Annotated in this window: 20 protein-coding genes; 12 read left to right on the top strand and 8 right to left on the bottom strand. The window is 63.9% G+C overall.

Features of this window, described 5'->3' with window-relative positions; translation table 11 throughout:
* Positions 1-2 precede the first annotated feature (2 nt).
* Positions 3-770: a MotA/TolQ/ExbB proton channel family protein gene (locus tag CDV46_RS19760; RefSeq protein WP_254916145.1), complete on the bottom strand. Its 768-nt coding sequence runs from the start codon at positions 768-770 to the stop codon at positions 3-5.
* 101 nt (positions 771-871) lie between these two features.
* Complete coding sequence (locus CDV46_RS19755) at positions 872-1510, bottom strand: energy transducer TonB (protein ID WP_087724439.1); 639 nt, start codon at positions 1508-1510, stop codon at positions 872-874.
* Between the two features lie 233 nt (positions 1511-1743).
* On the opposite strand from CDV46_RS19755, the gene CDV46_RS19750 reads away from it, so the two are divergent.
* A complete protein-coding gene (locus CDV46_RS19750; protein WP_058375385.1) occupies positions 1744-2463 on the top strand; it encodes a response regulator in 720 nt (239 codons plus the stop codon).
* A 27-nt stretch (positions 2464-2490) separates the two neighbouring features.
* On the opposite strand, the gene CDV46_RS19745 is transcribed toward CDV46_RS19750, so the two are convergent.
* The 4 genes from CDV46_RS19745 to CDV46_RS19730 are packed head-to-tail and all read right to left on the bottom strand — an operon-like array spanning position 2491 to position 8809.
* Positions 2491-4131, bottom strand: coding sequence for a gamma-glutamyltransferase family protein (locus CDV46_RS19745; protein WP_087724437.1), 1641 nt, complete (start codon positions 4129-4131; stop codon positions 2491-2493).
* Positions 4128-6725, bottom strand: a complete 2598-nt coding sequence (locus CDV46_RS19740; protein WP_087724435.1) for a branched-chain amino acid ABC transporter ATP-binding protein/permease — start codon at positions 6723-6725, stop codon at positions 4128-4130. Before CDV46_RS19740 ends, CDV46_RS19745 begins: the two co-directional genes overlap by 4 nt.
* Positions 6722-7600, bottom strand: coding sequence for a branched-chain amino acid ABC transporter permease (locus CDV46_RS19735; protein WP_087724433.1), 879 nt, complete (start codon positions 7598-7600; stop codon positions 6722-6724). Before CDV46_RS19735 ends, CDV46_RS19740 begins: the two co-directional genes overlap by 4 nt.
* Before the next feature lie 57 nt (positions 7601-7657).
* Positions 7658-8809 carry an ABC transporter substrate-binding protein gene (locus CDV46_RS19730; protein ID WP_087724431.1) on the bottom strand — a complete coding sequence of 384 codons (1152 nt, stop codon included), beginning with the start codon at positions 8807-8809 and terminating at the stop codon, positions 7658-7660.
* Positions 8810-9319: 510 nt separating this feature from the next.
* Between CDV46_RS19730 and CDV46_RS19725 the strand changes: the two genes are divergently transcribed.
* The 5 genes from CDV46_RS19725 to CDV46_RS19705 all read left to right on the top strand — a co-directional run bounded on the left by CDV46_RS19725 (position 9320) and on the right by CDV46_RS19705 (position 13278).
* The gene (locus tag CDV46_RS19725; protein WP_087724429.1) at positions 9320-10297 is read left to right on the top strand and encodes a polysaccharide deacetylase family protein; all 978 of its coding nucleotides are present in this window, start codon (positions 9320-9322) and stop codon (positions 10295-10297) included.
* Positions 10298-10373: 76 nt separating this feature from the next.
* Positions 10374-11258 (top strand): GntR family transcriptional regulator, encoded by an 885-nt coding sequence (locus CDV46_RS19720; RefSeq protein ID WP_087724427.1) that lies wholly within the window; start codon positions 10374-10376, stop codon positions 11256-11258.
* A gap of 9 nt (positions 11259-11267) precedes the next feature.
* On the top strand, positions 11268-11903 hold the full coding sequence (locus tag CDV46_RS19715) for a flavin reductase family protein (protein WP_087724425.1): 636 nt from the start codon (positions 11268-11270) through the stop codon (positions 11901-11903).
* A gap of 174 nt (positions 11904-12077) precedes the next feature.
* Positions 12078-12665 carry a TetR/AcrR family transcriptional regulator gene (locus tag CDV46_RS19710; protein WP_087724423.1) on the top strand — a complete coding sequence of 196 codons (588 nt, stop codon included), beginning with the start codon at positions 12078-12080 and terminating at the stop codon, positions 12663-12665.
* 118 nt (positions 12666-12783) lie between these two features.
* On the top strand, positions 12784-13278 hold the full coding sequence (locus tag CDV46_RS19705) for a hypothetical protein (protein WP_087724421.1): 495 nt from the start codon (positions 12784-12786) through the stop codon (positions 13276-13278).
* A gap of 25 nt (positions 13279-13303) precedes the next feature.
* On the opposite strand, the gene CDV46_RS19700 is transcribed toward CDV46_RS19705, so the two are convergent.
* Positions 13304-14002: an aspartate/glutamate racemase family protein gene (locus CDV46_RS19700; protein WP_087724630.1), complete on the bottom strand. Its 699-nt coding sequence runs from the start codon at positions 14000-14002 to the stop codon at positions 13304-13306.
* A gap of 43 nt (positions 14003-14045) precedes the next feature.
* On the bottom strand, positions 14046-14612 hold the full coding sequence (locus tag CDV46_RS19695) for a helix-turn-helix domain-containing protein (protein ID WP_058375376.1): 567 nt from the start codon (positions 14610-14612) through the stop codon (positions 14046-14048).
* Positions 14613-14824: 212 nt separating this feature from the next.
* Between CDV46_RS19695 and CDV46_RS19690 the strand changes: the two genes are divergently transcribed.
* The 6 genes from CDV46_RS19690 (at position 14825) to CDV46_RS19665 (ending at position 21325) form a co-directional block, all read left to right on the top strand.
* Positions 14825-16201: an LLM class flavin-dependent oxidoreductase gene (locus tag CDV46_RS19690; RefSeq protein ID WP_087724419.1), complete on the top strand. Its 1377-nt coding sequence runs from the start codon at positions 14825-14827 to the stop codon at positions 16199-16201.
* A gap of 46 nt (positions 16202-16247) precedes the next feature.
* Positions 16248-16763 carry a flavin reductase gene (locus CDV46_RS19685; RefSeq protein WP_058375374.1) on the top strand — a complete coding sequence of 172 codons (516 nt, stop codon included), beginning with the start codon at positions 16248-16250 and terminating at the stop codon, positions 16761-16763.
* Between the two features lie 22 nt (positions 16764-16785).
* Positions 16786-18015, top strand: a complete 1230-nt coding sequence (locus tag CDV46_RS19680; RefSeq protein ID WP_176399126.1) for an MFS transporter — start codon at positions 16786-16788, stop codon at positions 18013-18015.
* Positions 18016-18063: 48 nt separating this feature from the next.
* Positions 18064-19497 carry an NAD-dependent succinate-semialdehyde dehydrogenase gene (locus CDV46_RS19675; RefSeq protein ID WP_087724414.1) on the top strand — a complete coding sequence of 478 codons (1434 nt, stop codon included), beginning with the start codon at positions 18064-18066 and terminating at the stop codon, positions 19495-19497.
* Between the two features lie 128 nt (positions 19498-19625).
* Positions 19626-19847, top strand: a complete 222-nt coding sequence (locus CDV46_RS19670) for a DUF3311 domain-containing protein (RefSeq protein WP_212677117.1) — start codon at positions 19626-19628, stop codon at positions 19845-19847.
* Positions 19848-19849: 2 nt separating this feature from the next.
* Positions 19850-21325, top strand: coding sequence for a sodium:solute symporter family protein (locus CDV46_RS19665; protein WP_087724412.1), 1476 nt, complete (start codon positions 19850-19852; stop codon positions 21323-21325).
* Positions 21326-21340 lie beyond the last annotated feature (15 nt).

Here is a 21340-nt window from a genome sequence, read left to right as displayed (position 1 = left end):
CATCACCCCACGCGCGCGACTTGAGACGACCGGGTCGCCACGATGGCGGACGCCGTCGTTTTACCGGTGAGCAGCACGTTGTGTATTTCGCGGCCGAAATCGCGCACACGCTCCATGACCGCTTTGTTGCGACGGACAAGCCAGTTGTATCCGAGCACGGCGGGAACGGCGACCGCCAGACCGATTGCCGTCATGATCAACGCTTCTCCCACGGGTCCCGCGACCTTGTCGATGGAGGCTTGGCCCGCAATGCCGATTGCGGTGAGCGCGTGATAGATGCCCCAGACGGTGCCGAAAAGGCCAACGAAAGGCGCTGTTGACCCGACCGTGCCCAAGAACGAAAGCCCATCCTGAAGGCGATTCGATACGCCGGTCATCGCACGCTCGATGGCGCTCGCGACCCAAGTATTCAAATCGACCTGATCGAGCAGTGCGCCGTTGTGATGATCTCGGGCAGACAGCGCGGTTTCCGCAATGTATCGAAACGGGCTTCCCGCATCGAGCGACCGGACGCCTTCGGAGAGCGACGCGGCATTCCAGAACGTCTTTTCCGCGGCACGGGCACGACGCAGGACCTTGGCCTGTTCGAGCAGTTTGGCGACGATGATGTACCAGCTCCCCATGGACATGATCACGAGGATGAGCAGGGTCCCGCGAGCGATCATATCGCCGCCTTCCCATAGCGCTTGCAGCCCGTAGGGGTTGGTTACGGTCGATGCTGCGTGTGCGCTCAACGAGGCGAACGCCGCGATCGTCGATACGACTGTCATAAGCGCCATAACGCGGCGCTTACGGGGCATGGCACGATACTGGAACTGAAGCATGGTCGTCTCCTTGACGTGAGTTCAGAGGGGGGCGGTTGAAGACCGCCTCAATTGAGTTGAAAATCGAACGGCACCTGGACGCGGACTTCCTGGCCTTGCGCGACGCACTGAAATTGCCGCACCGCGCTCTCCGCGGCTCGGTCCAGCACGGGGGCTGCCGATCGAGCGACACGAAGTTGTTTGACTTGCCCGTCGGTGCCAACAACGAACTCGACGAGTACGCTGCCGGTGATGTTGTCGCGCAGCGCTTCACGCGGGTATCGGATGGCGGCACGGACTTGCGCGGAGTTTGGGCAAACGACGCCGACGTTGCCTGCCACGGGTTTGCTCTCAAGAGGCGCCGGTGGTGCAACCGGTGTCGTGGGGACGGGCTTGTCGGTCTGCACGGCCACGGCATTGGGTTGCGGGGTGGCTTGTACCTGAACTTCGGGCGGCGGTACGTAAGCCTTGGGCTGAACGACGGGGCGCGGCGCCGGGGCGATCTTCTTTACCGGGGGTGGCGGCGGAGGCGGGGGCGGCGGTTTGATTTCTTCGATGATTCGCGTCTCGATGGGCGCCTGAATGATCGTCGCAACACGCGTTGCGAGCCCGCTAAGCAAGGCATACAGAATCAGGGCGTGCAGCAGCAGTGCCACGCCGATGCCGAGCAGCCGCCGAGCGGGTGGTTTGGGCTGAGCGTAATTCATGGACTACGTGTCTCCTACCTGCATAGGTCTTGTGTGGAGTCACGTTACGGCGCGGGTATTTCTGTTTCATCTCGACTTTGTATCGGGTTTGATACATAGCCGAAGCGATAGGATCGCGCCGAATGTTTCAGGACTGCAACAAAGCCGCAAGATTGCCGGCACGTTTGTCGCCGATAATCCGGAACTTGGGGACACTGAATCGACGCGGCGGTGGATGAGAAGAGGAAAAAGCCATGGCAACGCACGTACTTGTAGTCGATGACGATGCGCAGATAAGGACTCTGCTCTGTGATTGTCTTGCCGGTTTTGGCATGACCTGTATGCAGGCGGCCAGTGGGGAGGAGATGCACGACGTGCTCGAGCACAACGATATCGACATCGTCGTGCTCGACCTGATGCTTCCCGACAGCGATGGTCTGACGTTATGCCGGGAATTGCGCACCTCGTCGGAAATTCCCATTGTGATGCTCACCGCGCGTGGCGAGATGACCGACAGAATTGTCGGTCTGGAACTCGGTGCGGACGATTACGTCGTGAAGCCGTTTGAACCGCGAGAGCTGGTAGCGCGAATTCAGACGATTCTTCGCCGCACCCGTGCGCAGGCGCGGGCGATACCCGAACCCAAGGACGAGCGGAAGTTCGCGGGATGGCGTCTGAGCTTGATCGGTCGCCATCTGATTGCGCCCGATAACACGGTTATTCCGCTTTCGAACGCGGAATTTCGACTGCTGAACGCCTTTCTTTCCGCGCCGGGACGCGTGCTAAGCCGTGAGTACTTGATGGATACGGCCCGAGGGAAATCCATCGATGCGTTTGATCGCAGCATTGACGTACAGATATCGAGGCTGCGGCATAAATTACGAGAGGACATCAAGGAGCCACGGTTACTGCGGACGATTCGTGGGGAAGGCTACATGCTCGACGTTCGCGCGCGATCCGATGTCGAAGGCTAGGTGTCGGCGGGTCTGGCCCGTACAGGGCTACACCGCCAACGCCGCCCCATCGCTACGCGGGTCATGCGCACCACTCGCGAGACCGTCTTCCGAAATAGCAATCACCCCGGCCTGACCCGCCAGCGGACTATGCCTCGGCAATGGCGCTACTGCATGCCCCCGTTCAGCGAGCGCCACAAACACCGCGTCCCCTGCGTCGCTCTCAAGCTTGAGGTTGTCCCGGCTGTCGGAGAACGTCCGGCCTAGCAGAAAGCGCGGATGGGATAACGCTTCGTGTGGCGACATCCCGTAATCGATCAATCGGGTAAGCAGTGCGCTCAGCGTTTGTGGCTGTCCGTCCGCCCCCTGTGTCCCATACAGCAATCGCGCTCGCCCATCTTTCAGGTACATGCCGGGATTGAGCGTGTGAAAGGGCCGCTTGCCGGGCATCAGCGCATTCGGATGTGCACTGCCCGCCGGGCGAAACGCCGCGCCCCGGTTGTGCCACAGCACCCCTGTGTCGCCCGCCATCACACCACTGCCCCAGTCGAAGTAGATCGTCTGTAGCACGCTCACCGCGCGTCCGGCCGCATCCGTCGCCGCGAAGTACACCGTGTCGCCTTCGCGAAAACGATGCGGCCAGTCGAGTGCTACCTGATCGTCGATGCGTGACGCTGCGGCGCGAAGATGCTCGTCCGACAACATCGTCGCGACGGGAATATCCACGAAATCCGGATCTGCGATGTACCGGTCGCGATCGATAAACGCCTGCTTCACCGCCTCCACGAGCCGGTGGTAATACGTCGCGCTGCCGTGAGTACAATCTTTCAGCCCCAAGCGCGCGAGAATCCCCATGATTTGTAGCGTCGTTACCCCTTGCGTCGGCGGCGGCAATGTTGCCAACACACCGTCGCCATACGGCATCGTCAATGCGTCCGACACGTGCACCCGCGTGGCAGCAAGATCCTCGCGCGTGAGCGGTGAACCCGCCGCCTGCAAGCCGTCTGCCAGGCGGGCGGCCAACTCGCCCTCATAGAACTCACGTGGCCCGCCATCGGCAAGCTGACGCAATGTCGCTGCTAGTGCCGGTTGCCGAAACGATTCGTCTGCGGCAGGCGCACGTCCGTCTGGCAGAAACGTCTGCGCAAAGCCGTGCCATGTCGCCGCATCCGCCATTTCGGCAGCGCGATACGAATACCAGAAGTCCTGCGAGCGACTCGTCGCGAAGCCATCTTCCGCCGCCGCGATGGCCGGTGCGAGCAACGACGCCCATGACAACGTGCCGCCCCATTGCTCGCGACTGACGCGATACGCCGCCTCCCACGCCGCGACCGTCGCCGCTGTGGTCAATGTGGACGCCGGACCGCGCACAGCGATCGCATCGCCACTCAGCAATTCAGACGGCAGATGGCGTGCCGCTTGCCCGATGCCGGAGATGGCGAGCGGTGCCTTGCTGCCTGACGTACCGTCGGCCAACAGCCAGAAACCGTCACCGCCGAGACCGGTGAAGTGCGGCATCGTCACGCACAACATCGCGGCGATGGCGATGGCCGCTTCGATGGCGTTGCCGCCTTGTTGCAACACGTCACGGCCTGCCATGCTCGCCAGCGCATGCGGACTCGTGACCAGCCCGGCCCGCCCGCTGGCGGGTGCCGAGGTAGCGATATTCACCACGTCGCGCGCGGTCATGCGGCCGCTCCCGCTTCATGCTCGCCACCGAGATACGCGGCGGCGAGACGCGCATCGGCAGCAAGCTCGATCGCCGAGCCGCTGACCGTCACGCGCCCCTCTTCAAGCACGTAGCCACGGTCGGCAATCGACAACGCCATGACGGCCATCTGATCGACCAGCAGCATCGACAGCGACTCACGGCGCAACGCATCGAGCGACGCGAACAATTCAGCGATCACCTTCGGGGCGAGGCCGAGCGACGGCTCGTCGAGCAAGAGCACACGCGGAGACGACATCAGAGCGCGCGCGATCGCCAGCATCTGTTGCTCGCCACCGGAGAGCAGACCGGCACGCTGATGTTGCCGCTCGTGCAGACGCGGATACCGTGCAAACATCTGCGCGATACGGGCGTCGAGCGTCGCGCGCGGCAAACGTCCGCAAGGGAACGCGCCGAGCCGAAGGTTATCCAGCACCGACAATTCCGGGAACACCTGACGCCCTTCAGGCACCAGCACCACCCCCATGGCGGCGATCTTCGCGGCATCGAGCCGTGACAGGTCGTGGCCATTGAACGTGATGCCGCCACTGACAGGGCGATGCAGGCCTGCCAGCGCACGCATGAGGGTCGACTTGCCGGCACCATTGGCGCCGAGCAGCGCGACGAGTTCGCCGTCTCGCACTTGAATCGACACGTCGTGCATCACGGGCGCGGCACCATAGCCCGCCGTCAGCTTGCCGACGCCGAGCACTTCCGGCGTGGTCGCGGCCGCGCGCCCGACTGGCTTAGCAGCATCCGCAGACGCTGCGCCAAGATAAGCCTGACGGACGCGCTCGTCGTGACGGATCGCTGTAGGCGTGCCTTGCGCGAGAAATCGCCCCGCGTCGATCACGACGATGCCATCGGATACGCCCATCACCAGCGACATGTCGTGTTCGACGAGGCCCACCGCCACGCCGCTATCGGCAATCTGCCGCAGCAGTTTGCCCAGTTGTGCCTTGTCCTGCGTCGACAGACCGGCGGCCGGCTCATCGAGCAGCAACACTGTCGGACGCGTCGCCAATGCCCGCGCGATCTCCACAAGACGACGGTCGACGTGGGCGAGATCGGCCGCCATCAGATTGACGTCGCCGTGATAGCCGCAGGCGCGCAGCAATGCCATCGCCTCATCGCGTTGCGACTTGCCTCGCATGCGGGCGACGCCGAGCAATCCCCCCAGACGCCCCGCACTCAACCCCAGCGTCACGTTATCGAGCACGCTCATGCCCGCGAACAGTTGCGATGTCTGATACGTGCGCGCCACGCCGTGTCGCGCGCTGTCACAAGCACCGCGTGCCGCAAGTCCGTCCCCGCCGAGCGAGCGCGTGCCCGACTGCGGCCGGTAGAAGCCGGACAGCATATTGAGCACGGTCGACTTGCCCGCACCGTTCGGGCCGATCAGGCTGGTCACGCCCGCCGCAGGCAATTCGAACGAGAGATCGGCTACGGCTTTCACGCCACCGAAGGTCATCGTCAACCCTTGCGCCGCGAGCCCCTTGCGCTGCGATGGCGCGAGCACCGGCAAGGTCAATGTGGATGTCATCCCGATGCTGGCGTCGCCCGGTTCGGCACGTCTGCGCGACGTCCACCAATTTCCCAGCACCCCGATCACGCCGTTGGGCGCCCCCCACAACACCACCAGTAACAACACGCCGAAACACAACAGGCGCAGGTTCTCAAGACTGGCAAGAAACTCCGGCAACAGTCCGACGATCACGGCACCGACGAGCGGCCCGGCAATCGTGCCCGCGCCGCCGATCATCACGACGAGGACGAACAGAATCGACTGAAGGAACGAGAACATGCCCGGCGTGACCATGCCTTGCAGCGGTGCGAACAACCCGCCCGCAAGTCCGGCGAGCGCTGCGGAGAATGCGAACGCTACCGCCTTCACGACAATAGGATTGACGCCGATCGATGCCGCCGCCGTTTCGCTATCGCGCACGGCTCGCATGGCCGCGCCCCACGCGCCACGAGAGATGCGTGCGTAAATCAGCAACGAGACAGCAAGCACGACTAAAGCCGCTACCGCCACCACACGCTCGCTGCCTGCGATACCGAAGACACCCGGCGGCAGCACGCCCATCAGGCCGTTCTGACCGCCTGTCAACGCACGCCACTCGACCGCGCCATGTTCCACGATGAAGCCAAACGCAATCGTCACCATCGCCAGCCCCGGCCCGCGCACGCGAAGCGCAGGCAACGCGAGCAATCCACCGGTGAGCGCCGCAATCACGCCACCCGCCAGCCACGCGGGCCAGAACGGCCAGCCCGCCTGCGTCGTCAGAATGGCCACGGCGTACGCCCCGATGGCATAGAAGCCGACATGGCCGAACGACACCTGTCCGGTCAGACCCAGCAGAAGATTCAGACCCACGCCGCAGATGGCCAGCAACGCCACGCCGGCGATCACCACCACGAAATAGCCGTTCACGACACATGCGGCACCGGCCATCGCCAGCAGCGCGACGGCAAGTACAGCGCCAAGGGCCAGACCATCACGCGAGGGCTGCGTCTTCATCGGCGAGAGAGAGACGGCAGGCTGCGACGCCAGTCGCAAAGGAGAGTCACTCATACTTTGCGCACCTCCGCGCGACCGAAAATGCCGTCCGGCCGCATGGCCAGCAACACAATGACCAGACCGAACGTGATGATTTGTGTGTAGCCCGACCCGAGCGTCGCGGTGATCATCGCTTCGGCCACACCGAACAGCAGCCCGGCAATCATGACGCCCCACGCGCTCGACAAGCCGCCGAGAATTGCCACGGCGAACGCCTTGAGGCCAAAGACCGTCCCCATATCGGCCTGCACGTTGAACAGCGGCGCGATCAGCACGCCCGCGATACCGGCGAGCAGCGTCGAGACGGCAAACGCTGCGGCGATCGTGCGTTGAATGGGAATGCCCATGAGGCGGGCGGCGTCGCGGTTCTGCACCACGGCGAGCATAGCGACACCCCAGCGTGAGCGGCGCAACACGTAATGCAGCAGCGCGGCGAGTGCGAGACCGACGACCGGGATCAGCAGTTGCAACGGATAGACGCCGAGACCGGCGTCACCGATTTGCAGCGAGCTTTGTGCAAGCGGCGAGGGCAGGCTGCGCGGCTCCGTGCCGAACGTCAGCATGACGAGGTTGTCGAGCACGATGCCCAGCGCCACGGTCGCCATCAGCCATGCGCTGGATCCGCGCCGCACGAACGGCTGCACGGCAAGCCGTTCGACCACCAGCCCATAGACGGCGCAAAGAACCAGTGCCGCGACGATCGCCAGCGGCATCGGCCAGCCGAGCGTCTGTGCGAACGTGTACGCCAGCACGGCGCCCAGCATCATCGAGCTGCCCTGCGCGAAATTGACCGTCGCACTCACGGCGAACGTCAGATGAAAGCCGAGCGCCATGAGGCCGTACATACTGCCGAGCCCCAGGCCGGCGACCAGCGCCGAGATCCATTGCATGAAAAGTCCTCCGGGACGCCGCATCGCGGCGCCCGTTCGTTAGCCCAACGGTGTGACTTACTTCGCCGCGACTTTCGCGCCCGCCGGTGCCACCGGCACGATGCGGTTGTCGATGAACTGCGCCCACACGTAGTCTTGTGCCGACAGCGCGTCGTGCTGCTGCTCACTGAAAGGCTTCACGTAGGTCTTGATGAGCCCGTCGTAGCGGTCGATCTTGTAGAAGCCCGTGCGGATCGCATCGCCGTTGGTCGAACCGGCTTTGTCGATGGCGAGCGCGGTGAGACGCATCGCGTCGTAGGCATTGGCGACACCCACGGCCGGGGTGATGTCGTCGGCGCCCTTGATGTCCGAATACTTCGCCTTGAGGGCGGCGACGACGCGTGTGCTCACCGGCGACGTCGCGCCGAAGAAGCTATACGTCTGCACGAAGTGCACGGTCTTGGCGTTGGGGCCGGCCAGCTCGGTGAAGCGCCCGCCTGCGGGGCCCCAATGCGAGACGATAGGCACCTTCCAGCCCATGCGGTCGAGCGACTTCACCACCTGTGCCGACGGACCGACGTTCCCGACCATCAGCAAGGTGTCCGCGCCAGCAGCCTTCAGGCGCCCCAGTTGCGGCGTGACGTCCACATCGTTCGCCTCGAACTTCTCGACGGCGGCGGGCTTCATGCCCTTGGCGGCGAGTGCCGCGACGATGCCTTTCTCGTTCGACTCGCCCCACGGGTTGTTCACGAGAATCAGGCCGAGCTTTTTCGCACCGAACGTCTGCTGCGCGTAGTTCACCATCGCCCCGTCGACGATCTCGTCGACGGCCGACACGCGGAACACATAGTTCGGATTGGCCCCGTTACGGGTGATCGGCGTGCCGGCGGCCCACGGCCCCATGAACGGCACTTTCTCCTGATTGGCGATCGGCACGATGGCCATCGAGACCGGCGTATCCAGTCCGCCGAAGAGCACCGCCACCTTGTCCTTGTAGATCAGCTCGCGTGCGGCGAGCACGCCTTTGGCGGGGTTGCCCTCGTCATCGCGGCGCACCAGTTCGAGTTTGCGGCCGCCGACCACGCCGCCACTCGCGTTGATCTCGTCGATGGCGATCGTCATGCCGCGCGTGAGCGCTTCACCTGCGCGCGCCGACTGGCCGGAGAGCGCGGTGACGAGGCCGATCTTGACCGTGTCCGCCGCATAGCTAGTGATGCTCGCGAACGACATGCCGGCCGCCGTCAGTGCGAGGACTCCGGTGCGAAGCCACTGGCGGCGGGAGCGGGATAGGGCGGATACCGGCGTCGAGCCAGCGATATCGGCAGTGAGGGCAGCGTTGGGACGTGCAGAGGCAGACATGAGCAATCTCCGTAAGGGCGCAGACGACAGTTCGAAGGCGGATCGAAAGCGAATCAGAAGCGAATCAAAAGGGCGGACCACTGCCCGGCATCGGGCACCGCCCGTGATATGCAGCCCGTACGCAAGAGGTGTGCCACCTCGTCGACATTTCTTCGATATCGGTCTGCACGATATGAATGGCAACGTGTTGACGATCTGGCATCGAAATTGCGAACGATTGTGTGTAGCGTTCGTAGACGATGTGTTTTGCGCCAATTCGGAACGCGCCCGCACTGCGGCGGTGCGCCAATGTTTCAAGACGGCTCACGAATACACCGACGACGAATGAACGGCCTCAGAACTTGAGCCTCTCGCGACGCCCAATGGCAACGACGACACAAGATGACTTCTGCCCTGACTCTTCCGGAACGCGATGACGTGGTGACCGACGACACGCGCTTCGGCGCACTTCGTTCGCACGACCGCTTCGACTATCTGCCGATCACGGCGCGCGACACGTATCGCTGGCCCAACGGCGCACGGCTGGCCGTCTATCTCGGTTTCAATCTGGAGCACTTCGCCTTCGGAGAAGGGCTAGGTGCGAATCTCGGCCCCGCCTCGCCGCAGCCGGACGTGCTCAACTACAGCTGGCGCGAATACGGCAATCGGGTCGGCGCGTGGCGTTGTCTCGATCTCTTCGACGACCTGTCGATGCCTGTGGGGGCTGTCCTCAATACGTCGTTGCTCGATCACTGTCCCGAGCTTGTGCACGCGTGCGTGGCGCGCGGACACGAACTGATCGGGCACGGCCATACCAATGCGCATCGGCAAAGCGACTTCGAGTACGCGCACGAGCACGATCTGCTGGCGCATTGCCGCGCGCGTCTGACGGAGGCAACCGGCCATACGCCGACCGGGTGGCTCTCGCCATGGATATCGGAGACGCATCACACGCCGGATCTGCTCTCGCGCACGGGCTACCGCTATACGCTCAACTGGTGTCACGACGACCGCCCGGTGCGCATGCGCACCGCTCACGGCACGCTGTGGTCGGTGCCGTATCCGCAGGAGGTGAACGACATCCCCATGATCGTCGGACGTCAGATGGATGGTGCGGCTTTCGCCGACATGATTGTCGATAACTTTGACGAGATGTACGCGCAGGCCGAGCACCCTACGCGCGGGCAGCCGCTCGTGATGGGGATTGCACTGCATCCGTATCTCGTGGGGCAACCGTATCGGCTTCGGCATCTGCGGCGCGCGCTGACGCTCATCGCGCAAGCGGCGCAGCGCGGCGAGATCTGGATTGCGACGCCCGGCGAAATTGCCTCGCACGTCGCCTCGGTCAGCGTCGACCAGCCTGACACCGTCATGGGATGAGCGCATCATGACGCTCAAGCCGTATTGCCCGGATTGCCAGACCTCGACCTTATTGCCCTTGTCGCCCTTGTCGCTTATGCCAGCCACTTCCAAACCCACGTCCCCCCGCGCGCGCCGCGGTGCCACCAACGCGACGGCCGTGCAGGACACCGAAGCCCGTCTGCTCTCGTTGCACTCGCCCGTCGCCAACGATGCTGACGAGCAGAGCGCCGAGACGCGCATCGAGACGAACATCTACCGCACCATCGTCGACGGCGTGCTGGCGCACCGTCTCACGCCCGGCACCAAGCTCCCCGAGCCGGAACTCTGCCAACTGTTCGACGTGGGCCGTGCGGTCGTGCGCCGCGTGCTTGAGCGTCTGGCGCATGACGGCATCGTCACGTTGCGTCCGAACAAAGGGGCCGTGATCGCCGAGCCGACACCCGAGGAGACGCGTGAGATTTTCGAGGCGCGGCGGGCGCTGGAGCGTTCGCTGGTCGAGCTTGCCGTATCGCGCGTGACCGAAGACGACCTCGCCATGCTGCGCCGGCAACTCGATGCCGAGCACGAAGCCATGCACCGTTTCGATCAGCCGTCATGGGCGCGGCTGGCGAGCGACTTCCACCTGCGAGTCGCCGCGCTGGCAGGTAATGCCGTGTTGCAGCGCTATCTCACCGAACTCATTTCGCGCTGTTCGCTCATCGTCGGACTGTACGAGCCGCCGGGCTATGCACCGTGCGAACACGACGAACACGCCGCGATCGTGGCGTGCATCGAGCAACGCGACGCCGCAGGGGCCATCGCCCGCATGCAGTCGCATCTCGAAGAGCTTGAGCGTCGCATCGAGACCACTCGGATGCGCGGGCAGAAGAGTCTGGCGTCGTTGCTCGGCTTGCCGGAGGTCGCCGCGGTCGACGACGCCCCGTCGCCCGTGCCAGTCAAACGCACTAGCCCCCAACGCACCGCCCGCAAACGCGCCTGAGGACATCGCATGGAAATCGACTTCCGTGAAATCACCGCGTATCAGCGCTACAAGCTGATGGCCAGCCTGATCGTGCCGCGCCCCATCGCGCTGGTCACGACGATCAACGAGGGCGGCACGGTCAACGCGGCGCCGTTCTCGATGTTCAACATGCTCGGTGAAGAGCCGCCGATTCTGATGCTCTCGATCAACCGGCTTGACGACGACTCGCTCAAGGACACTGCCACGAACATCCTGCGCGACCGGGAATACGTCGTGCATCTGACCGACGAGGCGATGACTGCCCGCATGCACGCGTGCGGCGAGCGCCTGCCGCCGACCGAGAGCGAACTCGCGCATGCCGGGCTCACGCCCGTGCCAAGCAGCCTCGTGGCCCCGCCTCGCATCGCCGAAGCGCCGGTTGCGTTCGAATGCACCTTGTGGGAGACGCTGGAGACACCAAGCCGTCACATTTTCATCGGCCGCGTCGAGCGCATGCACGCCCGTGACGAGTTGATCGATACGGAAAACTGGCGCGTGCGCTTGCAGAACTACTTCCCGGTCGGACGCTTCGGTGCAAGCTTCTACGTCGACACGCGCAATCGCTTCTCGTTGGAGCAGAGCAACGGGCAGCCCACGGCCGCGACGGCCGTCGACGAGATGTGATGACATCGGCCCGCCTATTGGCGCGCGATCTTGGGGCACACGGACTCCAAGTATCGATTTGACAATTTGCCAACCAACTAGTAGATTGGTTGTCATTCACCGTTTTCACCCGCGTCAATGGCGGGTTCGGGTGCCGCATGCCGAGCCCCGTTGACGTCAATCGAGCCAAGGACCATGACTGTAGAGCTGTCACCGCGCGCCACTGAAATCGCCGATCACACCAAGCAATTGCTGGCGGCGGGGGGGTATCACGGGTTCAGTTATGCGGATCTGTCCGAGCGCGTGAACATTGGTAAGGCCAGCATCCACCACCATTTCCCGAGCAAGGCGGAACTGGTACTGACGGTCGTCAGGCGTCACCGGGAGCAAGCCGAAGCCGGGTTGGCGGCGCTCGATCAGCATGTGCCGGATCCGACGGCACGGCTGAGTGCTTACACCGACTATTGGGCGCAGTGCATCCGTGACGGCTCGATGCCCGTGTGCATTTGCGCCATGCTCGCCGCCGAGCTGCCGATGATCCCCAAGGAGATTGCCGACCAGGTTCGCGGCTACTTCGACGATCTGGCCGCGTGGATCGCGACGGTACTTGCTGCTGGCGTAGCGAAGGGGCAGTTCAAGTTGCGCGATAGCGCGCGCGTGGAGTCTCAAACGTTTATGTCGACGGTGCACGGTGCCATGCTGACCGCGCGCGCGTTGGGCAGTGCGGATTCGTTTCAGGCCATTTCGCAGGCGGCGATCCACCGCTTGCGCGCAACGGACTGAGCATCGTTCGGGCTTATACGGAAGGAAGGGCGCTTTGGCGCCCAATTTTTGGATCTTGATATCAACCAACTAGTTGGTTGATTGTTCGATGATGATTTCTCAGACGGAGTCTATTGCCATGCCTCATCCCATTTCCACTTTGGGCGCGGCTCACACCGCCGTCAGTCTCGTGACTTTTGCTGCGGGGCTGATCAGCTTCGTCCGGTATCGGCAGATCGAAAGCACCAGCCGATCGGGCAAGCTTTATCTGGCCGGGATGTTGATCTCGGTGCTGACGTCGTTCGGGTTGTCCAGTACGGGCGGTTTCAACGCGGGCCATGCGCTGGGCATCTTGGCCTTGCTCGCGACACTGGGCGGGCTGGTCGTCCCGCGCATCGATTTTCTGGGACGCTCGCGGCACTACCTGTCGCAATTCGCCTTCGCATTCAGCTTCTTCCTGCTGATGGTGCCGGGTATCAACGAGACGCTGACGCGGCTGCCAGCCGGTCATCCGCTCGCAAGCGGTCCGCAGTCGCCGCTGGTGCGTGGCGCGCTCACGGCATGGCTGGGAGTCTTCGTGATCGGGGCCGTCGTGCAGTTTCTGTGGCTGCGTGCGCAGCGCAGCCGTGCGTGAACGGCCTTTGTGTGGAATTGCCGGGTTAGCGCGTTGCCAGCGCAAATTCCACCGCAGCGATGGCGTGCAAGGCGGTCGTGTCGAGCAGTAGCAATGCGTTGTCCTCGGGCCTCACCAGCAGCGAGATTTCGGTGCAGCCGAGGACGATGGCTTGCGCACCGCGCGCTGCGAGCCGTGCCATGACCTCCTGATACGCGGCACGCGACGTGTCTTTGACGATGCCGACACAGAGCTCGTCGTAGATCACGCGATGGACCACTTCGCGATCCGCAGCATCGGGCACGAGCACGTCGAGCCCGAACTTCTCACGCAGGCGCGACTTGATGAAGTCCTGTTCCATCGTGAATGCCGTCCCCAGCAGCCCGACGCAGGTGATGCCGCGCGCTTTGGCAGCGTCGCCGACAGGATCGGCGACGTGCAGCAAAGGAATGGAAACCGCATCCTCGATAAAGCCCGCAAGCTTGTGCATCGTGTTCGTGCAAAGCACCACACACTCGGCACCGCCCGCTTCGAGGCGCTGCGCTGCTTGTTGCAGCAACACCCCGGCATCGTCCCAACGTCCCTCGTGCTGGGCGCGCTCGATCGGACCGAAATCGACGCTGAACATCAGCATCTCGGCCGAGCGCAACGGCCCGAGCCGGGTCTGCACAGCTTCGTTGATGATGCGGTAGTACTCGGCGCTGGACTGCCAGCTCATACCGCCGATAAGGCCGATGGTGCGCATGAAAACTCCTTCTGCAATGGGCGACAACAGCGGGCCGCTCAATCTATCGCCGCACCAACGCCACGACATAGACACAGGGCTGCTTGCCCGGATTGCGGAACGTGCAAGGTGCGGGCGGTCCCAACTGAAGGCAGTCGCCCGCCTTCAGTTCATAAGTCAGCTCACCCTCGTCGAACATCAACGTGCCTTGCTGCACCCAGATCTGCTGATGCTGGAACGTGAACGCCGACGACGGATACGACACATTCACACCCGGCGGCAGCGTGACCTCCAGCAGTTCCAGCATGCCGCCATTGCGCGGCGACACCGCGCGGCGCAGGTAGCCCGTCTCCGGGTCTTGCCACACGAGTTGCTCGTCGGCGCGGCTCAACCGCTCGCCCGACTGTTCTGCGAGCGAGAGCAGCATGGACAGTTGCAGGCCGAACGCACCTGACAGGCGCCCCAGCAACGTGGCGGTCGGCGAGGCGGCGCCCCGCTCGATCTTGCTGATCATCGCTTTCGACACGCCGGAGCGCTCGGCAAGGTCGCCCAGCGACCAGCCGCGAGACTCGCGTTCGATTCGGATGCGATGCGAAATCGCCGGCGTCGGATCGGCCATCGGGGGCGTCATGCTGTGATTCCAAAGGTGTCGAGTTGCGAAATTATACAAGTCGACTCTCGCACCGACCCACCGAAATACGACGACGTCTCCCGCCCGTACTCCGTGTTAACCCCCATCTGAAACATTTTTGATCGTAGTCAAACGTCTACTATAGTAAACAGCAACGACGATTCGACAGCCGTCGATTCCGCTTTCAAATTTGTTGCAGACAAGGAGTCAACATGCCCCGTGAAATTCGGCTGAACGCTTTCGAGATGAACTGCGTGGGTCATATTCAGCAAGGTCTCTGGACGCATCCCCGCGATCAATCCACGCGCTACGGCGAGCTTCAGTACTGGGTCGACTACGCGAAGAAGCTGGAGAAGGGGCTGTTCGACGGCATGTTCTTCGCGGATGTGGTCGGCGTGTACGACGTCTATGGCGGTAACGCTGATGCCGCGCTGCGCAATGCCGTGCAAGTGCCGGTCAACGACCCGCTGATGCTCATCCCGGCCATGGCCGCTGCCACGCAACACCTCGGTTTCGGCGTCACGGCCAACCTCACGTATGAGCAGCCGTTCCTGTTCGCGCGCCGCATGTCCACGCTCGATCACCTGACGGGCGGGCGCATCGGCTGGAACATCGTCACGGGCTATCTCGACAGCGCCGCGCGCGCCATCGGCATCGAAGGCCAGATTGCGCACGACGACCGCTACGACCTTGCCGACGAATACATGTCGCTCGTCTACAAGCTTTGGGAAGGCAGCTGGGACGACGACGCTGTGGTGGCCGACCGTGCGGGTGGCGTGTACGCCGATCCGTCGAAAGTGCGGGTCATTCATCACCACGGCAAGCAATACAAGGTCGACGCCATGCATCTGAGCGCACCGTCGTCGCAACGCACGCCCGTGCTCTATCAGGCCGGCTCGTCCCCGCGCGGCTGCCAGTTCGCTGCCACGCACGCCGAGTGCGTCTTCGTGAACGGTCAGAAGATGGACGGCGTGAAAGAGATCGTCGACACGATCCGCGCACAAGCCGTCGCGCACGGCCGCAATGGCGGCGACGTCAAGGTCTTCATGGGTGCCACGCCCATCGTGGGCCGTACCGATGCCGAGGCAAAAGAGAAATTCGAAGAGTATCGTCGTTACGTGAGCTCCGAAGGTGCGCTCGCGCACGCCGCAGCATCGCTCGGCATCGACTTCGCCAAGTACGACATCGACGAGCCGATCGACACCGGCAAGAGTCAGGCCATCGTGTCGAACGTGACCGCGATGACGCGTGCGGCCGGTCCGCAGTGGACGCGCCGCAAGCTGCTCGAACAGATGGTGCTGGGCAGCCGCCAGACGCCGTGGGTCGGCTCCGCACAGAGCATTGCCGACCAGATGATGTCGTGGAGCGAAGCTACCGGCATCGACGGCTTCAACCTGTCGCGCACCGTCGTGCCGGAATGCTTCGAAGACGTGATCGATCTCGTCGTGCCGCTGTTGCAGGAGCGCGGCGCGTACAAGACCTCGTACGGCGAAGGCACCTATCGCAAGAAGCTCTTCGGCCATGACCGTCTGCCGCAATCGCACAGCGCCGCGCAATACCGCTCGGGCAACAACACGGGCACGAAGTAAGCCCGCCGTGAATCGCAACCGTCACGTTTTGAACGAGGAAAACGACATGGACAAGAGCACGGTGGATAAATCGATCTTCCGCGAAGCGATGGCGGGGCTGGGCGCTGCCGTCAACGTCATCACTACCGACGGCCCCGGCGGTCTTGCCGGCTGCACGGCGTCGGCCGTGTGCGCTGTCACCGACGATCCGCCCACGCTGCTCGTGTGCATCAACCGGGCGAGCCGCAACAACGCCGTCATGCGCGAGAACGCCCGCCTGTGCGTGAACGTGCTGTCGGCCGATCAACGCGATATCGCCATGCAGTTCGCCAGCAAAGACCTCTCCATCGAGACCCGCTTTGCCAGCGGCGACTGGGACACGATGGAGACCGGCGCGCCCGCGTTGCGCGGCGCCGTCAGCGTGCTCGACTGCGAGGTGGCATCGGTGACGGAAGTCGGCACGCATACGGTCTTCTTCTGCGAAGTCAAAGCGGCGCGTTCCACCAGCGCGCTCGACGGGCTGATCTATTTCGCACGCGGTTTCCACCGTGTCGGCATGGTCGCGCAGTCGGCGAGCGCGTGAGGGCGGACGCGTCATGGAATCAATGAGCACTGCCCGCCACCACCGCGCACCACGCGGCAGACTCGCGTCGCTGGCGATCGTGCTGCTGGCGCAGGTGGCAGCGATGGGCGTCTGGTTTTCGTCGACGACTGCCGTCGCGCTCATCAAGCGAACGCAGGCGATTGCGTCGGGCGACGAGGCGATGCTCACGGGCGCTGTGCAGCTTGGCTTTGTCATCGGCACTGTCGTGTCGGCGACGCTGGCGCTGCCTGATCGATACGACCTGCGCAAGATCTTCGCGGCGTCGGCCCTGATGGCGGCGATCACGACCGGTGCGCTGGCGGTGCTGCCGCCGACGGGTCCGCTGGTGATCACACTGCGCCTGCTCACCGGCATGTGTATGGCTGGCGTGTACCCCGTGGGCATCCGGTTGGTGGCCACGTGGGCGAAGGCCGACCTCGGCCTGTTGATCGGTTTGCTGGTGGCGGCGCTCACGCTGGGCTCGGCGAGCCCGCATCTGATTGGCGGATGGCAGGACCTCGACTGGCGCTGGGTCTATCTGGTCGCGGCGATGCTGGCGGTGACCTCGGGCGTGGCGATCGTTTTCGCCACCATCGGTCCGAACATCAAGCGGGCGTCGCGCGTCGACTTCTCGAAGGTGACGCAAGCGTGGCGCGACCCGGCCGTGCGGCTGGCGAATCTGGGGTATCTCGGCCACATGTGGGAGCTGTACGCGATGTGGGCGTGGCTGGGGCTGTTTCTGCAATACACACTGCATTTGCATGGCGTGGCCGATTTTCACGAGAAGGCGGAAGTGCTGACCTTCGCGGTGATTGCGTTCGGTGCGGTTGGCGCGTGGGCCGGGGGGCTGCTCGCCGACCGCATCGGCCGAACGTTCGTCACGATTGGCGCGATGGCGGTCAGTGCGACGTGCGCAGCGGTCATCGGCTGGCTGCCGGGCGCGCCGCTGGCGATCGTCGTGGGCGTGGCGTTCGTGTGGGGCTTCTCGGTGATCGCGGATTCGGCGCAGTTCTCGGCGGCCGTGGCCGAGCTGGCAGACCCGACGTCGGTCGGCACGTTGCTCACCGCACAGACGTGCGCCGGGTTCCTGCTCACGCTCGCCAGCATCCGGCTGGTTCCCGTCGTCGTGGCCCATCTCGGCTGGGCCGGTGGCATGGGCATGCTGGCGATCGGTCCTGTACTCGGTTGCCTCGCGATGTGGCGGTTGCGTCAGCACCCGGCATCGCGCCGGATGGCCGGCGGCAAGCGATAGCGCATTCGTCTTCTTTCGTTCTCTCCTTCCTGTTTTCGAGACGTTGAAATGTATTCCTACCCTGACATCAAGATGCTGATCGGCGGTCAGTGGCGCAGCGCGCCCGGCCAGCCCGTGACGAACCCATCGGAGAGCACGACCATCGGCATGGTGCCGACGGCGACGCTTGCCGACCTCGACGCCGCGCTGTCGGCTGCCGACAAGGGGTTCCGCGTCTGGCGGCGTACGTCGCCCGCGCAGCGCACCGAGGTCATGTTGCGCGCCATCGCGTTGCTCAAGGAGCGCGTCGAAAGCATTGCCTTCGCGATCTCGCTGGAGCAGGGCAAGACGCTGGCGCAGGCACGGGCCGAAGTGCTGCGCGGCTGCGACCTGATGACGTGGGATGCCAATGAAGGCAAGCGCCTCTACGGCCGCGTGATTCCCGCCGAGCCGGGCATGCGTCACACGGTGGTGCGTGAGCCTGTCGGCGTGATCGCGGCGTTCACCCCGTGGAACTTCCCGATGAGCTCGCCCGCCCGCAAGGTCGGTGGTGCGCTCGCCGCCGGTTGTTCGATCATTCTCAAGGCGGCAGAGGAAACCCCGGCCGGTGCCGTGCTGATGGCGCAGGCGTTTCAGGACGCAGGCTTGCCGGATGGTGTGTTCAACCTTGTTTTCGGTGATCCGGCCATGATCTCGTCGCACCTGATCGCCAGCCCGGTCGTGCGCGGCATCACGTTCACCGGCTCGACGCCGGTCGGCAAGCATCTCGCAGGTCTCGCGGCCAAGGCCATGAAGCCGGCCATTCTGGAATTGGGCGGCCATGCGCCGGTCATCGTGTGCGACGACGCTGATCCCGAAGCGGCCGCGCTCGCCTGTGTCAAAGGCAAGCTCAACAACGCGGGGCAGGTCTGCGTGGCCCCCACACGCTTCTTCGTGCATCGCAACGTCTACGACGCCTTCGTGAACGCCTTCGCGCGTCACGGCGGCGCCATTCGTGCGGGCCACGCGCTGGAGTCGTCGAACGATATTGGTCCGGTGGTGAATCAACGTCGTCTGGACGCACTTCACTCGCTGGTCGACGACGCCGTCGCGCGCGGTGCTCGCGTGGTCTGCGGCGGCGAGCGCAACGACGGCCCGGGCTACGTTTTCCCGTTCACCGCACTCGCAGATGTGCCGGCCGATGCGCGCGCCATGCTCGAAGAGCCGTTCGGTCCGCTCTCGCTCATCGTGCCGGTCGACAGTCTGGACGACGCCATCGCACGCGCTAACGAAGTGCCGTACGGCCTCGCGGGTTACGCCTTCACGCGCTCGGCGGCCAATGCTTACCGGTTGGGCGACGAACTCGAAGTCGGCAACCTCGCGATCAATCATCTGGTGTCGGCCGTCTCCGAAACCCCGTTCGGCGGCGTGAAAGACAGCGGCTACGGCAGAGAAGGCGGCACCGAGGGGCTTGAGTGCTACACGCACGTCAAGAGCATCTCTCACCTGATGGAACCGGCGTAACCCGACGACGGCTCCGACGCGGGGAATCGTACGGGACACGCTTCGCCGCATTCGTGAAGCGCCGCACGGCGACGGTCACTTTTGTGATCCGCCGTTCGGCACGACAAGCAAACGGGAACAACCTGGAGATGTGCATGCGGTCCATATATCTATTAGCACTCCTACCTGTATTGGCGGTTCTGGTAGGTCCGTTTTTCGTCAATCGCGTCACACCGTACGTACTCGGCATGCCGTTTCTGCTGGCATGGCTGGCAGGGGCGCTCGTGCTCACGTCGATTGTGATGGCCATCATTTTCTATGCCGATCAGGCGCGACTCGCGTCGTCTGATCACGGTGGCGAAGGAGCCTGAGCATGAATAGCGCATTGATCTTTATTTTTCTGGCGGTCGCGCTGGCGCTGTTCCTCGGCATCCGGGCGCGTCGCGGCAAGGACATGAGTCTGGAGCAGTGGACCGTCGGCGGACGCGGCTTCGGCGCAGCCATCGTGTTCCTGCTGATGGCGGGCGAAATCTATACGACGTTCGTCTTCCTCGGCGGCAGCGGCTATGCCTACGGGCACGGCGCAGGCGCGTACTACCTGCTGGGCTACGGCAGCCTGCCGTTCATCCTGTCGTACTTCCTGCTGCCGCCGATCTGGCGCTATGCCAAAGAGCGCCGGCTGATTTCGCAGCCGGACTTCTTCGCGTCGAAGTATGACAGCCCGGTGCTGGGCGTGCTGGTCGCCATCGTCGGCTTCGCGGCGCTCGTGCCGTACCTCGTGCTGCAACTCAAGGGGCTGGGCATCATCGTCAGCGTGTCGTCGTACTCGGCCATTTCCTCGAATCAGGGCGTGCTGATCGGCGCCGTCGTGGTGGCGGTGTATGTCGCACTGTCCGGCGTGCACGGCTCGGCGTGGACGTCCGTCGTCAAGGACGCACTCGTCATGTTCGTCGCCGTGTTCCTCGGCCTCTATCTGCCGTACCACTACTACGGTGGGGTGGGCGACATGTTCGCGGCCATCGAAAAGGCGAAACCCGGCTTCCTGGCACTGCGCGATGTGGGCGAGAGCCCTGTGTGGATGGTCTCGACGGTGATTCTGTCGACGCTGGGCTTCTACATGTGGCCGCACATGTTCATGGCGACGTACACGGCCAAGCGCGAGGAAGTGCTGCGCCGTAACGCCTTTGTGCTGCCGATCTACCAGTTGATGCTGCTGTTCATCCTGTTCGTGGGCTTCTCGGCGGTGCTTGCCGTGCCGGGCTTGACGGGCGGCGATATCGATCTGGCGCTGTTCAAGGTGTCGCTCAAGACGTTCGATCCGTGGTTCGTCGGCGTGATCGGTGCGGCCGGGATTCTGACGGCACTCGTGCCGGGGTCGATGATCCTGATGACTTCCGCGACGCTGCTCGCGAACAACGTGTATCGCCCGCTGCGTCCGAAAGCTACCGATGCGGATGTGGCTCGTTTGGCGAAGTGGCTCGCACCGGTCGTGATGGCGCTGGCGGTGCTGTTCACGCTGAACGGCGGGCAGACCATCGTGGCGTTGCTGCTGATGGCCTATGCGTTGGTGACGCAGTTGTTCCCGGTGCTGCTGGCGAGCTTGATCGGCAAGCATCTCGTGACGCGTCCGGCGGCGTTCGCCAGCATCATCGTCGGTGTCGCGACGGTAGCTTGGGTGTCGATCACCAAGAAGTCGGTGGCTGCGCTGTTCCCGTTCTTCCCGGACGCGCTCAAAGACCTCAACGTCGGCATCGTCGCGCTGGTGTTCAACGTGATCACGCTGGTGGTCGTGACGTTGCTCACGCGCCGCACGGCAGGCGCTGCGCGGCTGTCGGCCGATGCGTCCTGACATGCAATGACGACG

Origin of the sequence: Pandoraea sp. PE-S2T-3 (genome assembly GCF_002179965.1) — a bacterium.
Lineage (GTDB): Bacteria > Pseudomonadota > Gammaproteobacteria > Burkholderiales > Burkholderiaceae > Pandoraea.
Note: the sequence above shows the minus strand (reverse complement) of the source record. Positions and strands in the feature narration are given on the sequence as shown.